This is a genomic window from Gemmatimonas aurantiaca T-27 (genome assembly GCF_000010305.1).
Taxonomy (GTDB): domain Bacteria; phylum Gemmatimonadota; class Gemmatimonadetes; order Gemmatimonadales; family Gemmatimonadaceae; genus Gemmatimonas; species Gemmatimonas aurantiaca.
Window position 1 is genome coordinate 2,806,946 of record NC_012489.1, and the last position, 18,544, is coordinate 2,825,489.

General features: G+C 62.8%; 17 protein-coding genes. 6 read left to right on the forward strand and 11 right to left on the reverse strand.

The window, feature by feature from the left end; genetic code table 11:
• Positions 1–6: 6 nt before the first annotated feature.
• From nuoK to GAU_RS12375, 11 genes are read right to left on the reverse strand one after another with little or no spacing between them, the layout of a single operon-like run.
• Positions 7–309: an NADH-quinone oxidoreductase subunit NuoK gene (gene nuoK / locus GAU_RS12325; RefSeq protein WP_015894204.1), complete on the reverse strand. Its 303-nt coding sequence runs from the start codon at positions 307–309 to the stop codon at positions 7–9.
• Positions 302–811, reverse strand: coding sequence for an NADH-quinone oxidoreductase subunit J family protein (locus GAU_RS12330; RefSeq protein ID WP_015894205.1), 510 nt, complete (start codon positions 809–811; stop codon positions 302–304). The genes nuoK and GAU_RS12330 overlap by 8 nt, the downstream gene beginning before the upstream one ends.
• A complete protein-coding gene (locus tag GAU_RS12335; RefSeq protein ID WP_156799016.1) occupies positions 808–1,449 on the reverse strand; it encodes a NuoI/complex I 23 kDa subunit family protein in 642 nt (213 codons plus the stop codon). The genes GAU_RS12330 and GAU_RS12335 overlap by 4 nt, the downstream gene beginning before the upstream one ends.
• Positions 1,446–2,600: a complex I subunit 1/NuoH family protein gene (locus tag GAU_RS12340; RefSeq protein ID WP_015894207.1), complete on the reverse strand. Its 1,155-nt coding sequence runs from the start codon at positions 2,598–2,600 to the stop codon at positions 1,446–1,448. The genes GAU_RS12335 and GAU_RS12340 overlap by 4 nt, the downstream gene beginning before the upstream one ends.
• Entirely contained in the window at positions 2,597–4,099 is a 1,503-nt protein-coding gene (locus GAU_RS12345; RefSeq protein ID WP_015894208.1) for a 2Fe-2S iron-sulfur cluster-binding protein, read from the reverse strand. The genes GAU_RS12340 and GAU_RS12345 overlap by 4 nt, the downstream gene beginning before the upstream one ends.
• On the reverse strand, positions 4,096–5,415 hold the full coding sequence (gene nuoF / locus GAU_RS12350) for an NADH-quinone oxidoreductase subunit NuoF (RefSeq protein WP_015894209.1): 1,320 nt from the start codon (positions 5,413–5,415) through the stop codon (positions 4,096–4,098). Before nuoF ends, GAU_RS12345 begins: the two co-directional genes overlap by 4 nt.
• A 35-nt stretch (positions 5,416–5,450) precedes the next feature.
• Positions 5,451–5,972 (reverse strand): NADH-quinone oxidoreductase subunit NuoE, encoded by a 522-nt coding sequence (nuoE, locus tag GAU_RS12355; protein ID WP_231847922.1) that lies wholly within the window; start codon positions 5,970–5,972, stop codon positions 5,451–5,453.
• The gene (locus GAU_RS12360; protein WP_015894211.1) at positions 5,969–7,207 is read right to left on the reverse strand and encodes an NADH-quinone oxidoreductase subunit D; all 1,239 of its coding nucleotides are present in this window, start codon (positions 7,205–7,207) and stop codon (positions 5,969–5,971) included. Before GAU_RS12360 ends, nuoE begins: the two co-directional genes overlap by 4 nt.
• Positions 7,191–7,790, reverse strand: coding sequence for an NADH-quinone oxidoreductase subunit C (locus tag GAU_RS12365; protein ID WP_083765619.1), 600 nt, complete (start codon positions 7,788–7,790; stop codon positions 7,191–7,193). The genes GAU_RS12360 and GAU_RS12365 overlap by 17 nt, the downstream gene beginning before the upstream one ends.
• A gap of 2 nt (positions 7,791–7,792) precedes the next feature.
• Positions 7,793–8,338, reverse strand: coding sequence for an NADH-quinone oxidoreductase subunit B (locus tag GAU_RS12370; protein ID WP_083765620.1), 546 nt, complete (start codon positions 8,336–8,338; stop codon positions 7,793–7,795).
• Between the two features lie 2 nt (positions 8,339–8,340).
• On the reverse strand, positions 8,341–8,706 hold the full coding sequence (locus GAU_RS12375; RefSeq protein WP_041265508.1) for an NADH-quinone oxidoreductase subunit A: 366 nt from the start codon (positions 8,704–8,706) through the stop codon (positions 8,341–8,343).
• Between the two features lie 480 nt (positions 8,707–9,186).
• Here GAU_RS12375 and GAU_RS12380 point away from each other — a divergent pair, with 480 nt between their 5' ends.
• The 6 genes from GAU_RS12380 (at position 9,187) to tig (ending at position 18,541) form a co-directional block, all read left to right on the forward strand.
• Complete coding sequence (locus GAU_RS12380) at positions 9,187–12,210, forward strand: SusC/RagA family TonB-linked outer membrane protein (protein WP_015894215.1); 3,024 nt, start codon at positions 9,187–9,189, stop codon at positions 12,208–12,210.
• Between the two features lie 12 nt (positions 12,211–12,222).
• The gene (locus tag GAU_RS12385) at positions 12,223–13,491 is read left to right on the forward strand and encodes a RagB/SusD family nutrient uptake outer membrane protein (protein ID WP_015894216.1); all 1,269 of its coding nucleotides are present in this window, start codon (positions 12,223–12,225) and stop codon (positions 13,489–13,491) included.
• A gap of 207 nt (positions 13,492–13,698) precedes the next feature.
• On the forward strand, positions 13,699–14,661 hold the full coding sequence (locus tag GAU_RS12390; protein ID WP_052574414.1) for a phytoene/squalene synthase family protein: 963 nt from the start codon (positions 13,699–13,701) through the stop codon (positions 14,659–14,661).
• 7 nt (positions 14,662–14,668) lie between these two features.
• On the forward strand, positions 14,669–15,571 hold the full coding sequence (locus GAU_RS20955; RefSeq protein ID WP_015894218.1) for a carotenoid biosynthesis protein: 903 nt from the start codon (positions 14,669–14,671) through the stop codon (positions 15,569–15,571).
• Positions 15,571–17,034: a phytoene desaturase gene (locus tag GAU_RS12400; RefSeq protein ID WP_015894219.1), complete on the forward strand. Its 1,464-nt coding sequence runs from the start codon at positions 15,571–15,573 to the stop codon at positions 17,032–17,034. Before GAU_RS20955 ends, GAU_RS12400 begins: the two co-directional genes overlap by 1 nt.
• Positions 17,035–17,296: 262 nt before the next feature.
• The gene (tig, locus tag GAU_RS12405) at positions 17,297–18,541 is read left to right on the forward strand and encodes a trigger factor (RefSeq protein WP_015894220.1); all 1,245 of its coding nucleotides are present in this window, start codon (positions 17,297–17,299) and stop codon (positions 18,539–18,541) included.
• The last annotated feature ends 3 nt before the right edge of the window (positions 18,542–18,544 follow it).

Here is an 18,544-nt window from a genome sequence, read left to right on the forward strand (position 1 = left end):
GCCGGGTCAGCCCTTGAGCTCGGAGAAACGATCGAGATTCAACGATCGCGCATGCTTGACCAGCAGCAACACGATCGGGATCGCGAGCGCGACCTCCGCCGTGGCCACCACGAACACCAGGAACACCATGACCGCTCCCGCCGCATCGCCACGCTGCTGCGAAAAGGTCACGAGGCTGAGATTCACTCCGTTCAGCATCAGCTCCATGCACATCAGCATGATGAGCGCATTGCGGCGGATCACGACCCCCAGCAGCCCAAACACAAACAGGGCGCCGGACAGACACAACAACAGCGTGACCTTATCCACGGGCGCTCCCTCCTGCCCGTCGGCTCACACCGATCACGGCCAGTGCGGCCACGATCGCGGCGACCAGAAACACCGACGTGAGTTCAAACGCCAGCCAGTATTCGCGCAGGAACGCGGTGGAGAACTCCGTCAACCCGAACGATTGCGACGACGCCGGCAACTCGGCCTGCGGCACGCCCGGCCGCGACATGCCAATCGCCAATGCCGCCAGCAGCAACGCGCCCGCCACCAGTCCAGGCACCAGCAGACTGGAATAGCGCGGATTGTTCGGTGATTCCCGCACCTGCAACAGCATGATCACGTAGACCATGAACACCATCACGGCGCCCACGTAGATCAACACTTGAAATGCCGCGATGAAGTGCACGCCGAGCAATCCATAGATCGCGCCCAGCGACATCATCGACGTGATCAGCGCCAACGCCACGCGCATCGGCTCTTTCAGGACCAACATCGACGCGGCGCTGACCAGCGCCAGCAGGCCGAAGACGGCCAGAATCAATGTTTCGATGGGGCACCTCCCTCCGGCCGCGAGCCACGCGTGAGCGCGACGGGCTTGGGCGGATACGGCTTGGCCACGTCCGACTGCGGACGCCACGTCATCATCTCGTCCATGGTGATCCACATGTTGTAGCGATCGTCGGACACGAGGTTCGGCACATCCGGTTCCATGCGAATGGCATCTTCCGGACACGCCTCCACGCACATGCCGCAGAACACGCAACGTGAGTAGTCGATCTCGAAGCGCACCGGATACTTGGGGTGAGCCGGATCATTCATGTCGAAGCCCGGCTCGATCTCGATGACCTTCGCCGGACACACCGTCGCGCACATGTTGCAGGCGATACACTGCACCGACCCATCGGGCCGCTGCGTGAGCACGTGTTTGCCACGATTGCGCGGTGCAAAATCGGCGCGCCGCTCCTCGGGATAGTACGTCGTCACAGCGCCGCGCCGGCCAGTGATCCACTTGCCCATGTTGCGCAGAAACACACCGGTGGTGATGGCCAGACCACGCAACACCTCTGGCAGGTAGGCGCGCTCCCACAACGTCATCGTGGGTTCGTTCCAGTACTCCTTGCGGGCGTAGCGCACCGGCTTCACACGCGGTGCCGGCTGGCCTGAATCAGGCGTACTCATGCCCCACCTCCACGCCACCACTGCACCAGCACCGTCGCGATGAGATTCGCCACCGACACCGGCAACAGCAACTTCCACGATAGCCCAAGCATCTGATCATACCGAAAGCGCGGCAACGTCCACCGGATCTGGATCTGCAGCACGCACAACAGGGCCACCTTGCCCAGGAACGTGAGCAACTGCAGGGGCACCCGCACACCCTGACTGAGTGCAATCTCCCGCCCACCCGGCAGCAGGAACCCTGCGTCGGTCATGAACGGCAGGTTGTACCCACCGAGGAACAGCGTGGAGAACAGCGCGGCCACGATCGCGATCTGGATGAACTCGGAGAACATGAACAGTCCGAGCTTCATGGCGCTGTATTCCGTGAAATAGCCAGCCACCAGCTCCGACTCGGCCTCCGGCAGATCGAACGGAATGCGCTTGTTTTCGGCAATCGCGGCCGTCAGGAACAGGAACGCCGCCAAGGGCTGCTGAAACACCCCCCATGCCGGCAGCACACCCAGCAATGTCCCCGACTGTTGCCGCACGATGGAGCCAAGATCCACGGTGCCGTAGATGAGGATGAGCCCCATCACGGTGAGCCCCATGACCAGTTCGTACGAAATCATCTGCGAACCGGCACGCAGCCCGCCGAGCAGCGAGAACTTGTTCTCCGACGCCCATCCCGCCAGCATTGCGCCGATGATGGTCAGTCCGCTGAAGGCAAAAACGACCAACAGACCGGCATCGAGCTGCGCAATCTGCATGGGATAGGTCCGTCCACCGAACCATCCGGCCAGCGATGGAAACAACGCGCCGGGGTCGATCGTTCCGCCAAACGGCACGACAGCAAACACCAGCAACACCGGTGTGAACACCACAAACGGCGCCAGGAAGTATCCCAGCTTGTCGTGGGCATTGGGCTTGAAGTTCTCCTTCAGCAGCATTTTGGCGCCGTCCGCCATGCCGTGAAAAAGACCCAGCCACACCAATTTGATATTGGTGAACGGAATGCGGATGTACGCACGGTTCGCACCGATACGGTCGGACATCACCGCCGACTGCTTCCGCTCCACCCAGGTGAGCAAACCACCAAAGCTCAGCAACATCACCATGGAATAGGCGATGAAGATGAGCGCCATCACGAGATCCGGCAGCACGCTGCTCATGCCGGCACCTTCTGACGGGAAGCATCAGCCGAAACACCGGCCGAGACCAACAGGCCAAACAATGCCTCGGCGTCGCTCACCAGCGGCGCGGCCGCAAAGCTCGGCGCAAAGGCACTGACCTTGCCTTCGAAGTTCGTATAGTGGCCGGCGCGTTCAGTCTGCACGCTGATAGGCAAAAAGACCCGGGCCGACCCATTGTCGTCGTCGGCGTACGAATCCAGCCGGATCACCTGGGCGCCTGATGGCAGCAGCGCCGAGGGAACCCCCTCGCCCCAGACCAGCACGACATCCGTATCACCGGGGATGGCCGCCAATCCTTGCTCGGGCAATGCGGGAAACAACGCCAGTGCCCCCCGTCGATTGGGATTCTTGTCGGCCTTGATCAGGATGTCATCCTCCACCACCTCACCAGCCACCGGCTGATGATCGGCCTTCACCCACGACGTCAGGCGCGCTCCAAGCGACGCAGCGATCGTCTGCTGGAATGCTGCCAGTTCTTCATTCGATCCCCAGCTCGAGACGAGCGCCACGGCCTTCTTCGCGCCGGCCAGCGCACGCGCCGCCTCACCAACCGCCTCCGCGCGATCCACCGCGCGTCCGGCAATCATCGGCTGCTCCGCACGCGGGCGCTCGAAGATGCGCGCCAGATCGCGGGCCTTGTTGCACACCCACGGACCGTTCACGTCGGGATTCTCCCGGGGCGTGACCCGCTCGATGCGGCTGTTCAGCTTCGGATCGAGCGCCTTGAAGGCCCAGGCCTTCCGACGATGCCACACATCGATAGTGCAGCCGCGTTCACACCCCGGACACACCGACGCCGTGGCCTCGGTGTACCACACACGCGAATTGTCGATGTTCTCGCGCGACAGCAACGCCCCGACGGGACAGATGTCGATGACATTATCCGAGTACACATCATCGTTGAAGTTCGCGTCCTCGGCGGGCCGAATCAGCGAATGATCACCGCGGTTCACCGCACCGAGCGCCCGTGTCTTCGACACTTCGTTCGTGAACCGCACACAGCGCGTGCACATGATGCAGCGCTCGTTGTCCAGCATGATGCGATCGGACAACGGATAGAACTTGGTGGCGACGTTCTTCTTGTCGCGCGACAGGGACGCCGCGCCGTTGTGTTCGTAGTGGTAGTCCTGCAGCGTGCATTCGCCCGACTTGCTGCAGATGCCACAATCCACCGGATGGTTCAAGGTGATGAACTGCATGGTGTCCTTGCGCAGCTTCTTCACCGTATCCGAGTTGAGCAGCACCCGCATACCTGCCGTTACCGGCATGTTGCACCCGATATCGAACCACGGGTCGCCGTTGTCCTGCTCCACTTCCACCATGCAAATGCGACAGTTGCCGGGCACTGACAACTGCGGATGCCAGCAAAAGTGTGGCACATCGAACCCGTGCTCACGGGCTGCCTGAATGACCGTCTGGCCATCTTTGGCGGTCACCGGATGGCCGTCGATGAAAAAGTCGAGAATCTTCTCGCTCATGTCGTAGCCCCCACGGCCGCAAACGGATCTTCCACCGTCAAGCTGCCGTCGTACATCGAGCGCCCGTGCGTGATGAAATGCTCGAACTCATCCCGGTAGTGATCGAGAATGGCAGAGCAGGCATATCCGGCCGAGTCACCGAGACTGCAGATGGTGGTCCCGTCGTTCGCCGTGGAAATGTGGTAGAGACGATCGATGTCTTCCGGCCGTCCTTCGCCGCGCACGATGCGATCGAGAATCCGCTCCATCCAGCCCATGCCTTCGCGGCACGGTGTGCACTGCCCGCACGATTCGTGGTGATAGAACCGCTGAATCACTCGCGCGACCCGCACCATGCACGTGCCTTCGGCGATCACGATCATGCCCCCCGAACCGATCTGCGAACCGGCGGCCAGCGCCGAATTGTGATCGAGCGTGCGACCCTTGAGCTCATTGGCGTCGAGGATCTTGGTGGACACGCCCCCGGGAATTACGCACTTGAGCGCACGTCCGCCGAGAATGCCGCCGCAGTCTTCGTAGATGAACTTCTCCCACGAGTAGCCGTACTCGATCTCATAGACGCCCGGACGGACCAGGTGGCCGGAGATGGAAATCATCTGCGTACCGGGACTCTTGGGCAGCCCCACCTTGCGGAAGGTCTCGCCGCCTTCGCCAATGATGGCGGGAATGTTGGCCAGCGTTTCCACGTTGTTCACCACCGTCGGGCGCTGATAGAGCCCCTTCACGGTGAGACGCGGCGGACGATTGCGCGGCCAGCCCTTTTTCCCCTCGAGCGACGCCAGCATGGCCGACGCTTCCCCACACACGTAGGAACCCGCGCCACGATAAAGCACGATATCGAGTGAGTATCCGGTGCCGAGGATGTTCTCACCCAGCAGACCGGCGGCATACGCCTCTTCGATCGCATCGCGCAGTCGGCGGAACGGCAGATCAAATTCGCCGCGGATGTAGATGAACGCATGCCGACCCATGATGGCGTAGGACGCCAGGATGAGTCCTTCGATGCAGAGGTGCGGCACATGTTCCAACAGCCAGCGATCCTTGAACGTGCCCGGCTCACCTTCGTCAGCGTTCATGCAGACGTAGTGAGGCTCGCCATCGGTCAGCTTGATGACACCCCACTTGCGGCCAGCCGGGAACGCCGCGCCACCATGCCCCAGCAACCCTGACGCGGCCACTTCCTTCGTGACATCGGTGGGCTGCATGCTGGTGAGGGCCTTTTGCAACGACTGATAGCCACCACGCGCCTTGTACGCTGCCAGCGAATGCGAGCTATCGGTGACCGGGAAGTTCATGAAGTACTTCCGGCCACTCAACGTCGGGAAAGTCGGTTCGGTCGTGTCGGGCGCCGTCATTTCGAGAGATCCTCGAGCAGCGCATCCACAGAAGCCGGCGTCAGATTCTCGTGGTAGGTGTCGTTCACCATCATCATGGGAGCCGTGCCGCAGGACGCGAGGCACTCCACCGTGCTCAGGGTGAACTTGCCATCGGCCGTTGTCTCACCGGGCTGGATGCCCAGCTTGGCGCACAGATAGCCCACCAGCCCCTCTGCACCACGCAACGAGCAGGACAGGTTGTGACACACCTGCAGGTGATGATTGCCGAGTGGCACGCGCGTGAACTGCGTGTAGAACGCGATGACCTCGTCCACCTGCATACGCGGCACACCCAGGTAGGCCACCAGCTCATCGATGTCGCTGTCGGCGATGTACCCGCGCTCCTCCTGGATGCGGCGCAGGCACGGGATGGTGAGCGACCCGGTAAAGTCCGACGGATAGCGCTGCTTCCAGCGCTCGAACTCGGGGATGAGATGCTGGATATTCTGCATCGGCGGCTTCGGCATCGGTGTCTCGTGCGAAGTCGGCGCGGTCACCGGTCACACTCGCCGCCGATCATGTTGATCGATCCGAACGAGGTGACGATGTCGGCAAGCTGATATCCGTCGAGCATGCGATGCGCACCACCCATGTGCACAAAACTCGGCGAGCGCACGTGCACCTTGTAGGGCACACCTTCACCGGTGCTGACGATGTAGAACCCCAGCTCTCCATTCGCGCCTTCATGGGCGACGTAGGCATCACCAGCCGGTACGGCCGGGCCTTCCATCACCAGCTTGAAGTGATTGATCAGTGACTCGATTTCCGAGTACACCAACTGCTTCTCGGGAAACACGCACCGGCGGTCGTCGACATTGATCGGCCCATCGGGAATCATGTCCATGAGCTGGCGAATCATGTACACCGATTCGTCCATCTCCCGCATGCGCACGTAGTAGCGATCGTAGTTGTCGCCGAAAATGCCCACCGGCACGTCGAAATCGAGTTCAGCGTACGCGAGATACGGCGTATCCTTGCGCAGGTCACGCTTGGCACCGGTGGAGCGCAGCACCGGGCCCGTGAAGCCCCAATGCAGCGCATCCGCGGTGTTGATCGTGCCCACGTTCCGCAGACGATCGATGAAGATCCGGTTCCGATCCACGAGGCCGTGCACCCGCTCCGCGTACTGTTCGTAGTCACGCAGGATCTCCCCCAGGCGCTTGAACCAGCCATCGGGCACATCCGCCGCCAGGCCACCAATGCGACCGTACGAATACGTCACGCGGGCACCGGTGAGCGCGGCCAGGTGCTCGTACATGGAATCACGCACCGTCACCAGGTACAGGAACGCCGTCATGGCGCCCAATTCCATGAGAGAGGCCGCCACACATGTGAGGTGGTCGGCGAGCCGCGAGTACTCCGAGAGCAGCGTGCGCAGGTACTTGGTGCGTGGCGTGATCTCGATGCCCATGAGCTGCTCCACCCCATCGCAGTACGCGAAGTTGTTGATCAGCGCCGAGCAATAGTTCAGGCGGTCGACATATGGAATGAGATTGTGCCAGGTGTGATCCTCGCACTCCTTCTCGAATCCGCGATGCAGGTACCCGCAGTGCACATCGGTACGCAGCACCTTCTCACCATCGAGTTCGGCGATGATCTGCACCGTACCATGGGTGGCCGGGTGCGAGGGGCCGATGTTCACCACCACCGTGTCATCACGCGACGGCCCAAAGGCCGCCCTGACCGGATTGGCGATCGGCGGGAGGATGACGGGGTTAGCGGACAAGGGCACTCTGCGGCGGACGGTACGGCACGAGCGGCTGTTCCTGCTGCTTGGGGTAGTCCTTGCGCAGCGGATGGCCCACAAACCCCTCGTACAACAGAATGGGGCGCAGATCGGCGTTTCCACGGAACACGATGCCATACATGTCATGGCATTCACGCTCCATGTATCCGGCGGACCCGTACAACGACGTCAGCGTCTCCACTTCGGGAAGAGACTCCTCCACCCGTACTTTGAGACGTACGCGCACATGGTGTGCCGTGGCATAGAAGTGGTAGACCACTTCGAAGCGGGGCGTCTGCCCCAGCCAATCCACGGCCGTGACATCGAGAAAGAGATCGAACCCGAAGGTATCGCGGAGGCGGTGCGCGACGGTGAGCAGGGCTTCGGGGAGCAGTTCCAGTACGAGGATGCCGTGTTGCACCCCCAGCGACCGGATCGGACGGGCGGCCGACAGCGGGAGAGGCGCCTGCGCGTCCTGCGCCTGCGCGTCCTCACCGGTGGTGGCGGTAACCATCTGCTCGTGGAGCGCCTGCCCGATGAGCGTCTGCTCGAGCTGCGCAAAAATCGGCGCGGAGACCGGCACGGTCACGATCAGAATCGGTCGTTGATGATGGGATGTCGCCCGTTGGCGATCTTTTCCTGCAGCCGCATGATCCCGTCGATCACCATCTCGGGGCGCGGCGGGCAGCCGGGGACATAGATGTCCACCGGGATGATGCGATCGATGCCCGGCAGGGAGGCATAGTTCTGATAGAAGCCGCCCGTGCTGGCACAGACGCCGAATGCCATGACCCATTTCGGCTCGCACATCTGCTCGTACACCTTGAGCAGAATGGGCGCCTGCTTCTGGGTGACCGTGCCGACCACCATCAGCAGGTCAGCCTGACGGGGCGAAAAGCGCGGCAGCGCGGCGCCGAAGCGGTCGGTATCGTAGGCCGACGCGCTGACGGCCATGAATTCCATGGCACAGCAGGCGGTGACGAATGGATACGGGAAGAGCGAAAACTTCCGCGCCCAGCCCACCAGTTCGTCTTTTCGCGTCGTCAGATACTCGAACGTCGCATGTTTACCCGGGGTGGCGGATCCGGCGGGCGCCGGTCTCGTCACATCCACGATCGGAAGTTGCTTGCCGTACATGGTTACTCCGTCACGGCGTCCAGCACCCGCGCGCGATACACATACAGCAGGCACAACACCAGCAGCGCGGTGAACAGGAAAAAGGTGAAGACCATGAATCCCGTCAGCGGACGCGCACCGAGCGCCCAGATGAAGAGGAACATGGTCTCGAGATCGAACAACAAGAAGAGGATGGCCACCGCGTAATACTTGATCGGCACCGCCTTCACATTGAGGACGTCGACGATCGTCGCCCCGCACTCGAACGGTTCGAGTTTGGTGGACGTCATGGCCGGTTTGGGCCCCAGGATCGCGTTCAGCGCGAGCGCGAGGCCGACAAACCCCACGATGGCGCCGAAGTAGAGTAGGAACGTGACGTATGGTGTCATCACAGGCGGGCGGGATCCGTGGAGTGCGTCGGCAGGATGGAGACCGAACGCACCTCGCAGAGTGGAAGGCCAGCCTCAGCTTTGCAACTGGCCTCTCGACGTGCGCAACGTGCGACCGGGTACCGGCGTCGTCAAGCAGGGTTTTCCCCTCAAGCGGCACCGATGGCGTGCATCGCCCCCGCCGGCGCGGTCCGCGTACGCGCGCGCGGCCCCCCCTGTATCACCGTGCACACCTATATGGAAGGCATGCGCGACTCGTCCCGAGAAACCTCGAAACTTGGGCTGAACAGTAGGCATGCCGCCGATCCCTCCACTAAGATTTTCGGGGCATGACATGGGACCCGGTCCCATCGCAATGCGCCAGATCACGTGGGCGAACACCTGAGCTATTGGTCCCACCCCCTCGCCCCGTGACGACTCGACGCCTGTGGTGGTTGTCACTGTGTCGTCGAATTATCACCCTCCCGAAGGAGACTATTGATGTTCCACCGAGCGATCACCCGTCGCTTGGTGGCCGTCGCCGCCCTCATGGTCTTCGCTGCTCCGCTGCGCGCTGTTCAGGCTCAGTCGGGCACGATCACTGGTAAGGTCACCGACGCTGCCACCAAACTTCCCATTGCTGACGTCCGTGTCGTCATCACCGGCACCACCTTCGAAGCCCAGACGGGCCGTGACGGCGAATTCCGCCTGATCAACGTCCGTCCGGGCGCGGTCACGGTGTCCGCGTTCCGCATCGGCTATCGCCTGAAGCAGGACACGGCCCGCGTCGCTGCCGGTGAGACGGCGGTGCTCAACCTCGAGATGACGGCCTCGGTCATCAATCTCTCCGAAGTGGTTGTGACCGGCACCGCCGGCAATCAGGAGCGCAAGGCGCAGTCGGCGCTGGTGGCCTCCGTGACCGCAGCGGACATCATCAAGGATGCCCCCGTCACGAACGTGGCCAACTTGCTGCAGTCCCGCGTGCCGGGTGTCTCGCTCAACGCCTCCTCCGGCACCAAGGGCACGTCCACGCAGATCCGCATCCGTGGCGCGTCCTCCATCAATCTGTCCAATCAGCCGCTGATCTTCGTCGACGGCGTACGGATCAATGAAGGGCCGATCAACATCGGTAACGGTGGCGCGGGTACGGGCGGTCAGGCGTATGACCGGTTCAACGATCTCAATCCCGAAGAAATCGAGAGCATCGAGGTCGTGAAGGGTCCTGCCGCCGCGACGCTCTACGGCGCCGACGCATCGGCCGGCGTGATTCAGATCATCACCAAGAAGGGCCGGGCCGGCTCCAACTCGTTCCAGCAGTCGCTGCGTATCGAGCAGGGATCGTCCAGCGTGGATCACATCAAGATCCCCGACAACTACAACACGTGTACGGCGGCGTTGATCGCCCCCACCAGCACCAATCCGCTGTGCCGTGGCCAGGCGCTCAATACCCTGGTCAGCGACAATCCCCTCGAGCGGGCCAATGTCTTCCGCAAGGGTGACGAGCGGGTCTTCAACTATGCCCTGCGCGGCGGCGGCCAGAACTACGGCTTCAACGTGTCGTACGGTTCCGACAACTCGACGGGCACGCTGCCGAATGAGGGCAACAACCGGTACAACGTCCGTACCAACGTGAACTACGTCGCCAACCAGAAACTCAATCTCGACCTGGGATTGGGCCTGGTTCAGAATAGCACCCGCCTGCCGAACAACGACAACAACGTGTTTGGGTGGCTTGGTGGCGGCATGCTCGGTGACCCGCGTTCGCGCAGTGACGCCCCGAACCGGGACGCGACCTTTGACGGCTGGTACTCGAACCGTCACTTCAACGCGATCAACTCGATCGACGCGAATCTGCTCAGCAAGCGCGTGACCTCCTCCGTCACCGCCAACTACGCGCCGACCTCCTGGTTCACCAACCGGTTCACCGGTGGCCTCGACTACGCGACGGACATCGAAACGCGTTTCTATCCGCGCAACGACAGCACCTGGTACGGTGGCCTGCGCGACGGTGGTGAAAACCAGCAGTTCAGCCGTGGCGCCGAACGCTACACGTTCGACTACCTGGGCAACATGAAGAAGCAGTTGGGAACCGATTGGGAAACCAACCTCTCCTTCGGCCTCCAGACGATCTCTTCGCGCAATCAGCTCGTGCAGTCGACGGGCATTGGGTTCGTGACGAACTCCAATCGCTCCAACAATTCGGCAGCCACGACCACCGGTAGCAGCGGATTCACCGAGCAGCGCCAGTATGGCTACCTGGGCCAGTTGCAGGTCGGCCATCTCAACAAGCGCTTCCTGCAGGTTGGTGTCCGCGTCGACCGCAACTCGTCCTTCGGCACCAATTCGCCGACCTTCGTGCTGCCCAAGATCGGCGGCTCCTGGGCGATCGGGGAAGAGGACTTCTTCCAGCCGCTCACGAACGTCATCAACACGTTGCGCTTGCGCGCCGCGTGGGGCACCACGGGCCGCTCGCCCAATCCGGGACAGGCGCTCGAGACCCTTACGTCTGCGTCGTACAATCTCGCCGGCACCACGTTCGCCGGCGCGAACCTGAACCGCCCGGGCAACCCGGAGCTCAAGCCGGAGCGCGGCACCGAGTTCGAAGCGGGACTCGACGCCGGCTTCCTGAGCAACCGTGTGTCGATGGAATTGACCTACTTCCGGAAGCAGACGGATGATCTGATCATCGCCCGTCCGATTCCGCCCTCCCTCGGCTACGGTCTCAACCCGCTGGCCAACCTGGGCTCCGTGCTGAATTCCGGTGTGGAAGTCGGCGTCAACGTCCAGGCGGTGAACAGCAGCAACTTCCGCTGGGATGTGCGTGGTGCCGCGAACACCCTGCGGAACGAATTGCTCAGCCTTGGCGGACAGGCGCCGTTTGTGCTCGGCTCCATCGGCCGCACCCTGGTGGGACAGCAGCTCGGTGTGATGACGGCCAAAGTGGTCAAGAGTGTGGACCTGCAGAACGGTCGCGCGGTCGTGACCGACACGCTCACACCCGTCGGCAATCTGTTCCCGACTCTTGAGTGGAATCTGACCAACACGTTCACCATCGCGAAGAACCTGCGCATCTCGGCCATGATCGATGCGAAGAAAGACTTCGTGGTGTACAACAACACGCGGAACTTCCGTGAAGCACAACTGATTCGCTCGAATGTGCGCCTGGATACCACCCTGCTGTCGCGGGAAGAGCGCATTCGTCGCTATGGCCCGTTCGTTTCGGAAGTGACCGGTGCGGCGGTGCCCATCAACGACGCGCGTGGCGCTTTCATCGAAGAAGGCGATTTCGTTCGCTTCCGCGAGCTGTCGGCCACGTACACGTTGCCGCAGTCGATCATGACCAAGATCTCCGGCCGCATCCAGAACGCCTCCGTGACGTTCGCGATGCAGAACGTGAAGCTCTGGACCAACTACTCCGGCTTCGATCCTGAACTCAACGCGCAAAGCAATGCGTTCGGACGAGAAGATTTCCTGACGGCACCGATTCCGCGTCGGACGGTGCTGCGCTTCAATCTCAATTTCTGACCGCGAGAGATCATGAAGAAGATCACACGCGCGGTTGCGCGCACAACGGCCGGCACGCTGCTCGCTGTGGGAGCCGCAGCCTGCGGAGATAAATTCGTCACCGTCACCAATCCCGATCTCATCGATGCGGGCACCGTAGATCCGACGGCCAGTGGTGCCATGTTGGCGGCATCGGCGCAGCAGAACTACGTGGACATGATTGGCACGCTGGCGATGTACGGCGGCTGGTTCTCGGAAGAGGCCAACGTGGCGGACACGTTCCCGACCCGCAACGAGTTCGGCTTCCGCAACATCACCGACCTCAACACGTCGCTCAACGGCGAAGTGTGGGCCCCGTTGTCACGGGCGGTTGCGTCGGCGAAGCTGGTGCTCGATCTCGACCTGCCGGACAAGGACCGGAACATCTCGGTGGCTCGGGCTGCCACGTTCCGCGGCTTCTCGATTCTGCAGATGGCATCGGATTTCTGCACCGGATCGTTCTCCAGCGGCCCGGAGCTCACCACCGCGCAGATGCTCGACTCGGCCATTTTCTGGTTCGACCGAGCCAATACGGTTGGTCGTGCCAACGCGTCCACAGAGGCCGTGGAACTGGCCAATGCGTCTCTCGTGGGGCGCGCTCGGGCCAAGCTGCAGAAGGGGGACAACGCCGGCGCGGCTGCCGATGCCGCATTGGTACCGGCAGGATTTGTCTCGAACATGCGTTACACGGACGATGCCGGTAATCGTGGCCGACTCAGCAACGATCTCTGGTCATTCTCCTTCACCCGTGGTTCGATCAGCGTGGCCCCGTGGTTCCGTCAGGGTGACCCGCGCGTGACGTACAACATCGCGGGTGGTACCCCGCCGGCCACGGCCGTGGCTCAGGATGCGGTGCCGGGTGGTTTCCACCAGCAGACCAAGTTCCCGACCTTTGCGGCGTCGATCCGTCTCGCATCCAAGCTGGAAGCGGATTACATCGCGGCGGAAGCCTCGGCCAATCCGACCACGCAGCTCGCCCTGATCGCGGCTCGTCGCTCCGCCAACGGACGTCCGGCGTATTCGGGGCCGACGGACGCGGTCAGCGTGAAGACGGAACTGTTCAACCAGCGCGCCCTCGAGTTCTTCCTCGAAGGCAAGCGTGTGGCCGATATGCGCCGCTCGCCCGCTTCGGTTGCCGGCACCGTTACGGCCGCTGGCCAGCCGTACTTCAAGCCTGGCTACCAGAATGTCGGTACGAATACCTGCTATCCGCTTCCGTTCGCGGAACGGGACAACAACCCGAACATGAAGAAGGGTTCCTGATCAGCAGGTGATGGGCTGTGGTTGATGGCAGTGCAACGGGCACCGGGAAATCCGGTGCCCGTTTGCATTTGGGCGCGATCCGGGGAACCACCGCAGGCCTCCCCATGCGCACAAGAGGTTGCGATCCCTGCGACCGGAGGCGATTCCTACAAGAGTGCCGTCTTCCATCATTTTTACCCGTCATCGTTTCTTCGGCCGTTCGAACCGATGAGTTCGCTCCACTCGGCCGGCCCTGACGCCATCGAATGCGCGCGTATCACCGCGTTGCACGCGCGTACGTTTTCGCTGGCCAGCCGTTTGCTGCCCCGGGAGAAACGGCGGGCTGCCAACGCCCTGTATGCGTTCTGCCGGTTGGCAGATGATCTCGTGGACCAGCAGAGCGCTCGGTCCACCACCGATCTGCACCAGGACCTCTTGCGGTATCGGGGGCGTCTCGACGAGGCGCTGCGGGGCACTGCGGACAGCGCCGTTCTGCGGGAACTGATGTGGGTGGTGCGCACCTATGAGGTGCCGTCACGTCCCCTCTATGAACTGATCGAAGGTGTCGGCCGCGACCTCACGACGCAGCGCTACGAGCGCTGGACCGACGTGTCCCGCTATTGTGAGGGTGTGGCCAGCTCGGTCGGGGAGATGTGCACACATGTATTCGGTGTTCCGGCCACGGGACACGATGGTGACGATCGGTTTTCCGTGGCGATCGGCCATGCCCGCACACTGGGCCGGGCGATGCAGTTGACCAACATTCTGCGTGATGTGGGTGAAGACGCGCGCCGAGGACGTTGTTACTTGCCCTCGGAGGAACTCGCGCAGTACGGCCTGTCCGTCGACGGGGTGCTGAACGACCCAGCGGTCGCCCTCCACCCAGGCTGGAAACCGCTGATGCAGTTCCAGATCACGCGTGCCCGCCAACTGTATGCCGAATCGAGGCCCGGTATCGCCATGCTGGCCGCCGACGCACAGCGCTGCGCGGTCGCCTGCGCGCGGGGCTACGCCGGGATTCTCGACGCCATCGAAGCCCAGCACTACGACACGGTGACACGCCGCGCTCGCATGAAGACACCAGCCCGCCTGCGGCTGCTCTGGCAGGCCTGGCGCCATCGCCCTGAGCACCCGGGCACGGCCTGCCCGTCGGGCAATAGCGCACCATGGCGCGAAGCCAACGCCCTGTAACCCCGTCGTGAATACATCGCCCTCCCTGCTTCGCGTGGCCGTCGTCGCGCTGATCGCGCACGCCGCCATGAGTGCCTTTTCGGCGTTCGCATTTTCCACGTTTCTGGTGCCGCCGTATCCCGATTGGCTGCAGACGCCCACCAACCAGCGGGTCATGGCCCTGGGCTACACGTTCGGTGGACAGACCACGGTGGTGCTGGGGGCCGTTGCGGGGCTGGCATTCTTGGCCCACGCCATTGGTCGGCGCCCGGCCCTACTCACCTTTGCCGTGGCGTTCGTGCTGTCGCTCAGCTCCGAGCTCGCCGGCACGGCAACCGGGTTTCCCTTCGGCGCATACGGTTACACCGATCAACTCGGCTACAAGATCGGTGGACTAGTGCCGTTCAACATTCCCACGTCGTGGTTCTACATGCTGGTGGCCTCATTGGCCATTTGCGGTCGCACGATTACGGCGCGCGATGACAACGCCACCAAGTGGTGGTGGTCGCTGATGGCCGGCCTGGTGCTCACGGCATGGGATGTGTCGATGGACCCGGCCATGGTGAAGACACGGCACTGGCTCTGGCTGGTGGGGGATCTGTCCGGCGCCTCGTCATTCCAGCAGTTCATTGGCACACCGTTCTTTTTCGGCATGCCTCTCACCAATTGGCTGGGGTGGATCCTGACCGGCGTGCTGGTGACGCGGGCCATGCTGACCATCGTGCCGCCCACGGTCTGGGCGCGGCAGGTGTCACCATCGTCGCTGCCATTGGCGCTGTACGCGGTCAACGGCCTGTTGCCACTGGCCATCTGCTTTGCGCAGGACATGGTACTGGCCGGTGTGCTGGGCACACTCGCCATGGGCCTCCCCCTGGCGCTGGCGCTGCGCAGTCCGGACCGGGCGCACGATATGCTTACGGCGGCGCGCTGATGCGCATTGTCGTCATCGGCAGCGGCTTCGGCGGCCTCGCCGCTGCCATTCGACTGCAAGCACAGGGGCACAGCGTCACGATCGTCGAAAAACTCGACCAGCCAGGTGGACGAGCCTGTGTCTTCCATCAGGATGGGTTCACCTTCGACGCCGGCCCCACAATCATCACGGCTCCCTGGGTGCTCGATGAACTCTTCGCGCTCACGGGTCGCCACACCGCCGATTTTGTTTCGCTCGTCCGCCTCGATCCGTTCTACAACATCCGCTTCGAAGATGGATCGGTGTTTCGCTACAATGGCGACAAGGACGCGTTGCGCGAGCAGGTGCGAATGTTCGCACCAGGTGATGAAGCCGGATACCTGACCTTCCGCGAGAAGGCCGCGGCGATTTTCGACGCCGGCATGCCGCTCATCGACCAGCCGTTCGACACCATCGGCTCCATGGTGAAAGCGGTGCCGGCGCTACTGCGCACGCGGGCGGATCGTTCGGTTGCGGCAATGGCCAACGCCTACCTGGCCGACGAACGGCTGCGACAGGTGTTTTCCTTCCACCCGCTGTTGGTGGGTGGCAATCCGTTTCGTGCGTCATCCATGTACGCGCTCATTCACAAGCTTGAACAGCAGTGGGGCGTGCTGTTTTGCATGGGCGGCACCGGCGCATTGGTACAGGGCCTCGTGCGCGCCTTCGAGGAGCTCGGCGGTACGATGCGCTACGAACACGAAGTGGCGGATGTGCCGGTGGTGAACGGCCGAGCCACGGGTGTGCGTTGCGTGAACGGCGTGCACCTCGACGCTGATGCGGTGGTGTGCAACGGCGACGTGGTCCAAGCCTATCGTACGCTGATCAAGCCGGAGCACCATCCACGCACCCCAGCACGGCGCCTCGAGCGGATGCGGCATTCGATGTCGTTGTTCGTGATCTACTTCGGCACCAACCGACAGTACGACAACATTGCGCACCATGAGATTCTCATGGGACCGCGCTATCGCGAGTTGCTCGAAGACATCTTCGAGCGGAAGATCCTCGCCGATGATTTTTCGCTGTACCTGCACCGTCCCACCGCCACGGACCCGTCGCTTGCCCCGCCAGGGTGCGATGCGTGGTATGTGCTCTCCCCGGTGCCACACCTTGGCAGCGGCACGGACTGGGAGCGTGTGAGTGAGCGCTACCGCGACCGCATCATGGGATATCTCGAAGAACGCTACCTGCCGGGGTTGTCTCAGCACCTCGTCACGGAGCGCCGTGTCGATCCGCGGTATTTCGAAGGTACGCTCAACAGCTATCTGGGCAGTGCCTTTGGACCCGAGCCGGTGCTCACGCAGTCTGCCTGGTTCCGGCCGCACAACCGGGATCGGGATATTGGGAATCTCTACTTTTGCGGTGCGGGGACCCACCCGGGGGCGGGGCTGCCGGGGGTGATATCGAGTGGGAAGATCGTTGCGGGGATGATTGGGAGGAGCTGATGGCTGGGCCCCATGGCCGATAACCACGGGACTGGTCACAGGTACTGGGGAGCTTGGTTTTAGGCTGTAGGTGGTAGGTGCTAAGTGGAACTTGCTTCCCGGCGACTTCGGCACGGATGCCAGCTCCGACCTAACACCTAGCACCTAACACTTAGAGCCGAGCCCCCTACAACCTGTGACGCGGTCCCGCCGTTCCAAGTCGCCGCCAGGCGGCCCCCGCCCCCCTACGCCCCCCTCCCCACCCCCCACTAGATTGTTCGGGATGAACATTTCCATTACCCCGACCGAAACCGCAGGCGTCTCACGCCGCCTGCAGATCACGGTGCCGGCCGACACGGTGGCATCGTACGAAGACCAGGCGGCGCGCAAGTACGCGACCCAGGTGCGTCTCCCGGGCTTCCGTCCGGGCAAGGCGCCGCCATCGATGGTGCGCAAGCGCTTCCCCGAGGCCGTGCGCCAGGAAGCGATCGAACTGGTCATCAATGACGCATTCCGTGAGGCGATTGATCGCGAGGGCTTCAAGCTCGCCGCGCAGCCTCATATCCACGACCTCAAGTCCGAGCCCGGTCAGCCGCTCGAGTTCGAGCTGCACTGCGAAGTGCGCCCCGAGCTGGCGCTCGAAAAGGTCGATGGCTTCACGATCACGCGTCGGGACACCACGGTCACCGAAGAACTGATCGACGAGCAGATCGAGCGGCTGCGCGAGCAGAAGGCCGACTGGTCGCCGGTCGAGGAAAAGCCGGCGCCGGGTGACATGGTCACGGTGATCCTGTCCACCGAAGAGACCGACGGTATCCTGCCCGAAGGCAAGGAATACCGTATCGTGCTCGGCGGCGGTCAGGCCATCCCGGGCATCGAAGAGCTGATCATGGAGACGGCGCCTGGTGCGTCCTCCGAGAAGTCGGTACGCTGGCCGGAAGATTTCCCGGACGAATCGCAGCGTGGCGCCACGAAGCTCGTGCGGGTGCAGCTCAAGGACGTCAAGCGCAAGGCGCTGCCGGCGCTCGATGATGCCTTTGCCCGCGAGATCGGCGATTTCGACACCGTGCAGGTACTGCGTGACGCCGTCCGTACCGACATGGGTGAGCACAGCAAGCGTGAAGCCGATGCCGACGTGCGTGGCCAACTGATCGAGCAGATCGTGACGGCCAATCCGTTCGATGTACCGAAGGCGTGGGTCATGCAGTTGGTTGATGGCTACATGCAGATGTACGGCGTGCCGGAAAACCAGAAGCAGACATTCACGCAGGAATTCATGCCGATGGCCGAGCGCCAGGTCCGTCGGGACCTGATCGTCGACACGTTGGCGGAACGTGAGTCGCTGACGGCCAGCGCGGCCGATGTCGATGCACGTGTCGAAGAGCTGGCGAAGGCCAGGAACGCCGATCCCGGGCAGGTGTACGCGCAGCTCCAGAAGGCGGGACGCCTGACGGAAGTCGAGCGCGAACTGACGGAAGATCGTGTGTTCGGCTGGCTGCTCGAAAAGAACCCCGTAACGGCCGCCTGAGCT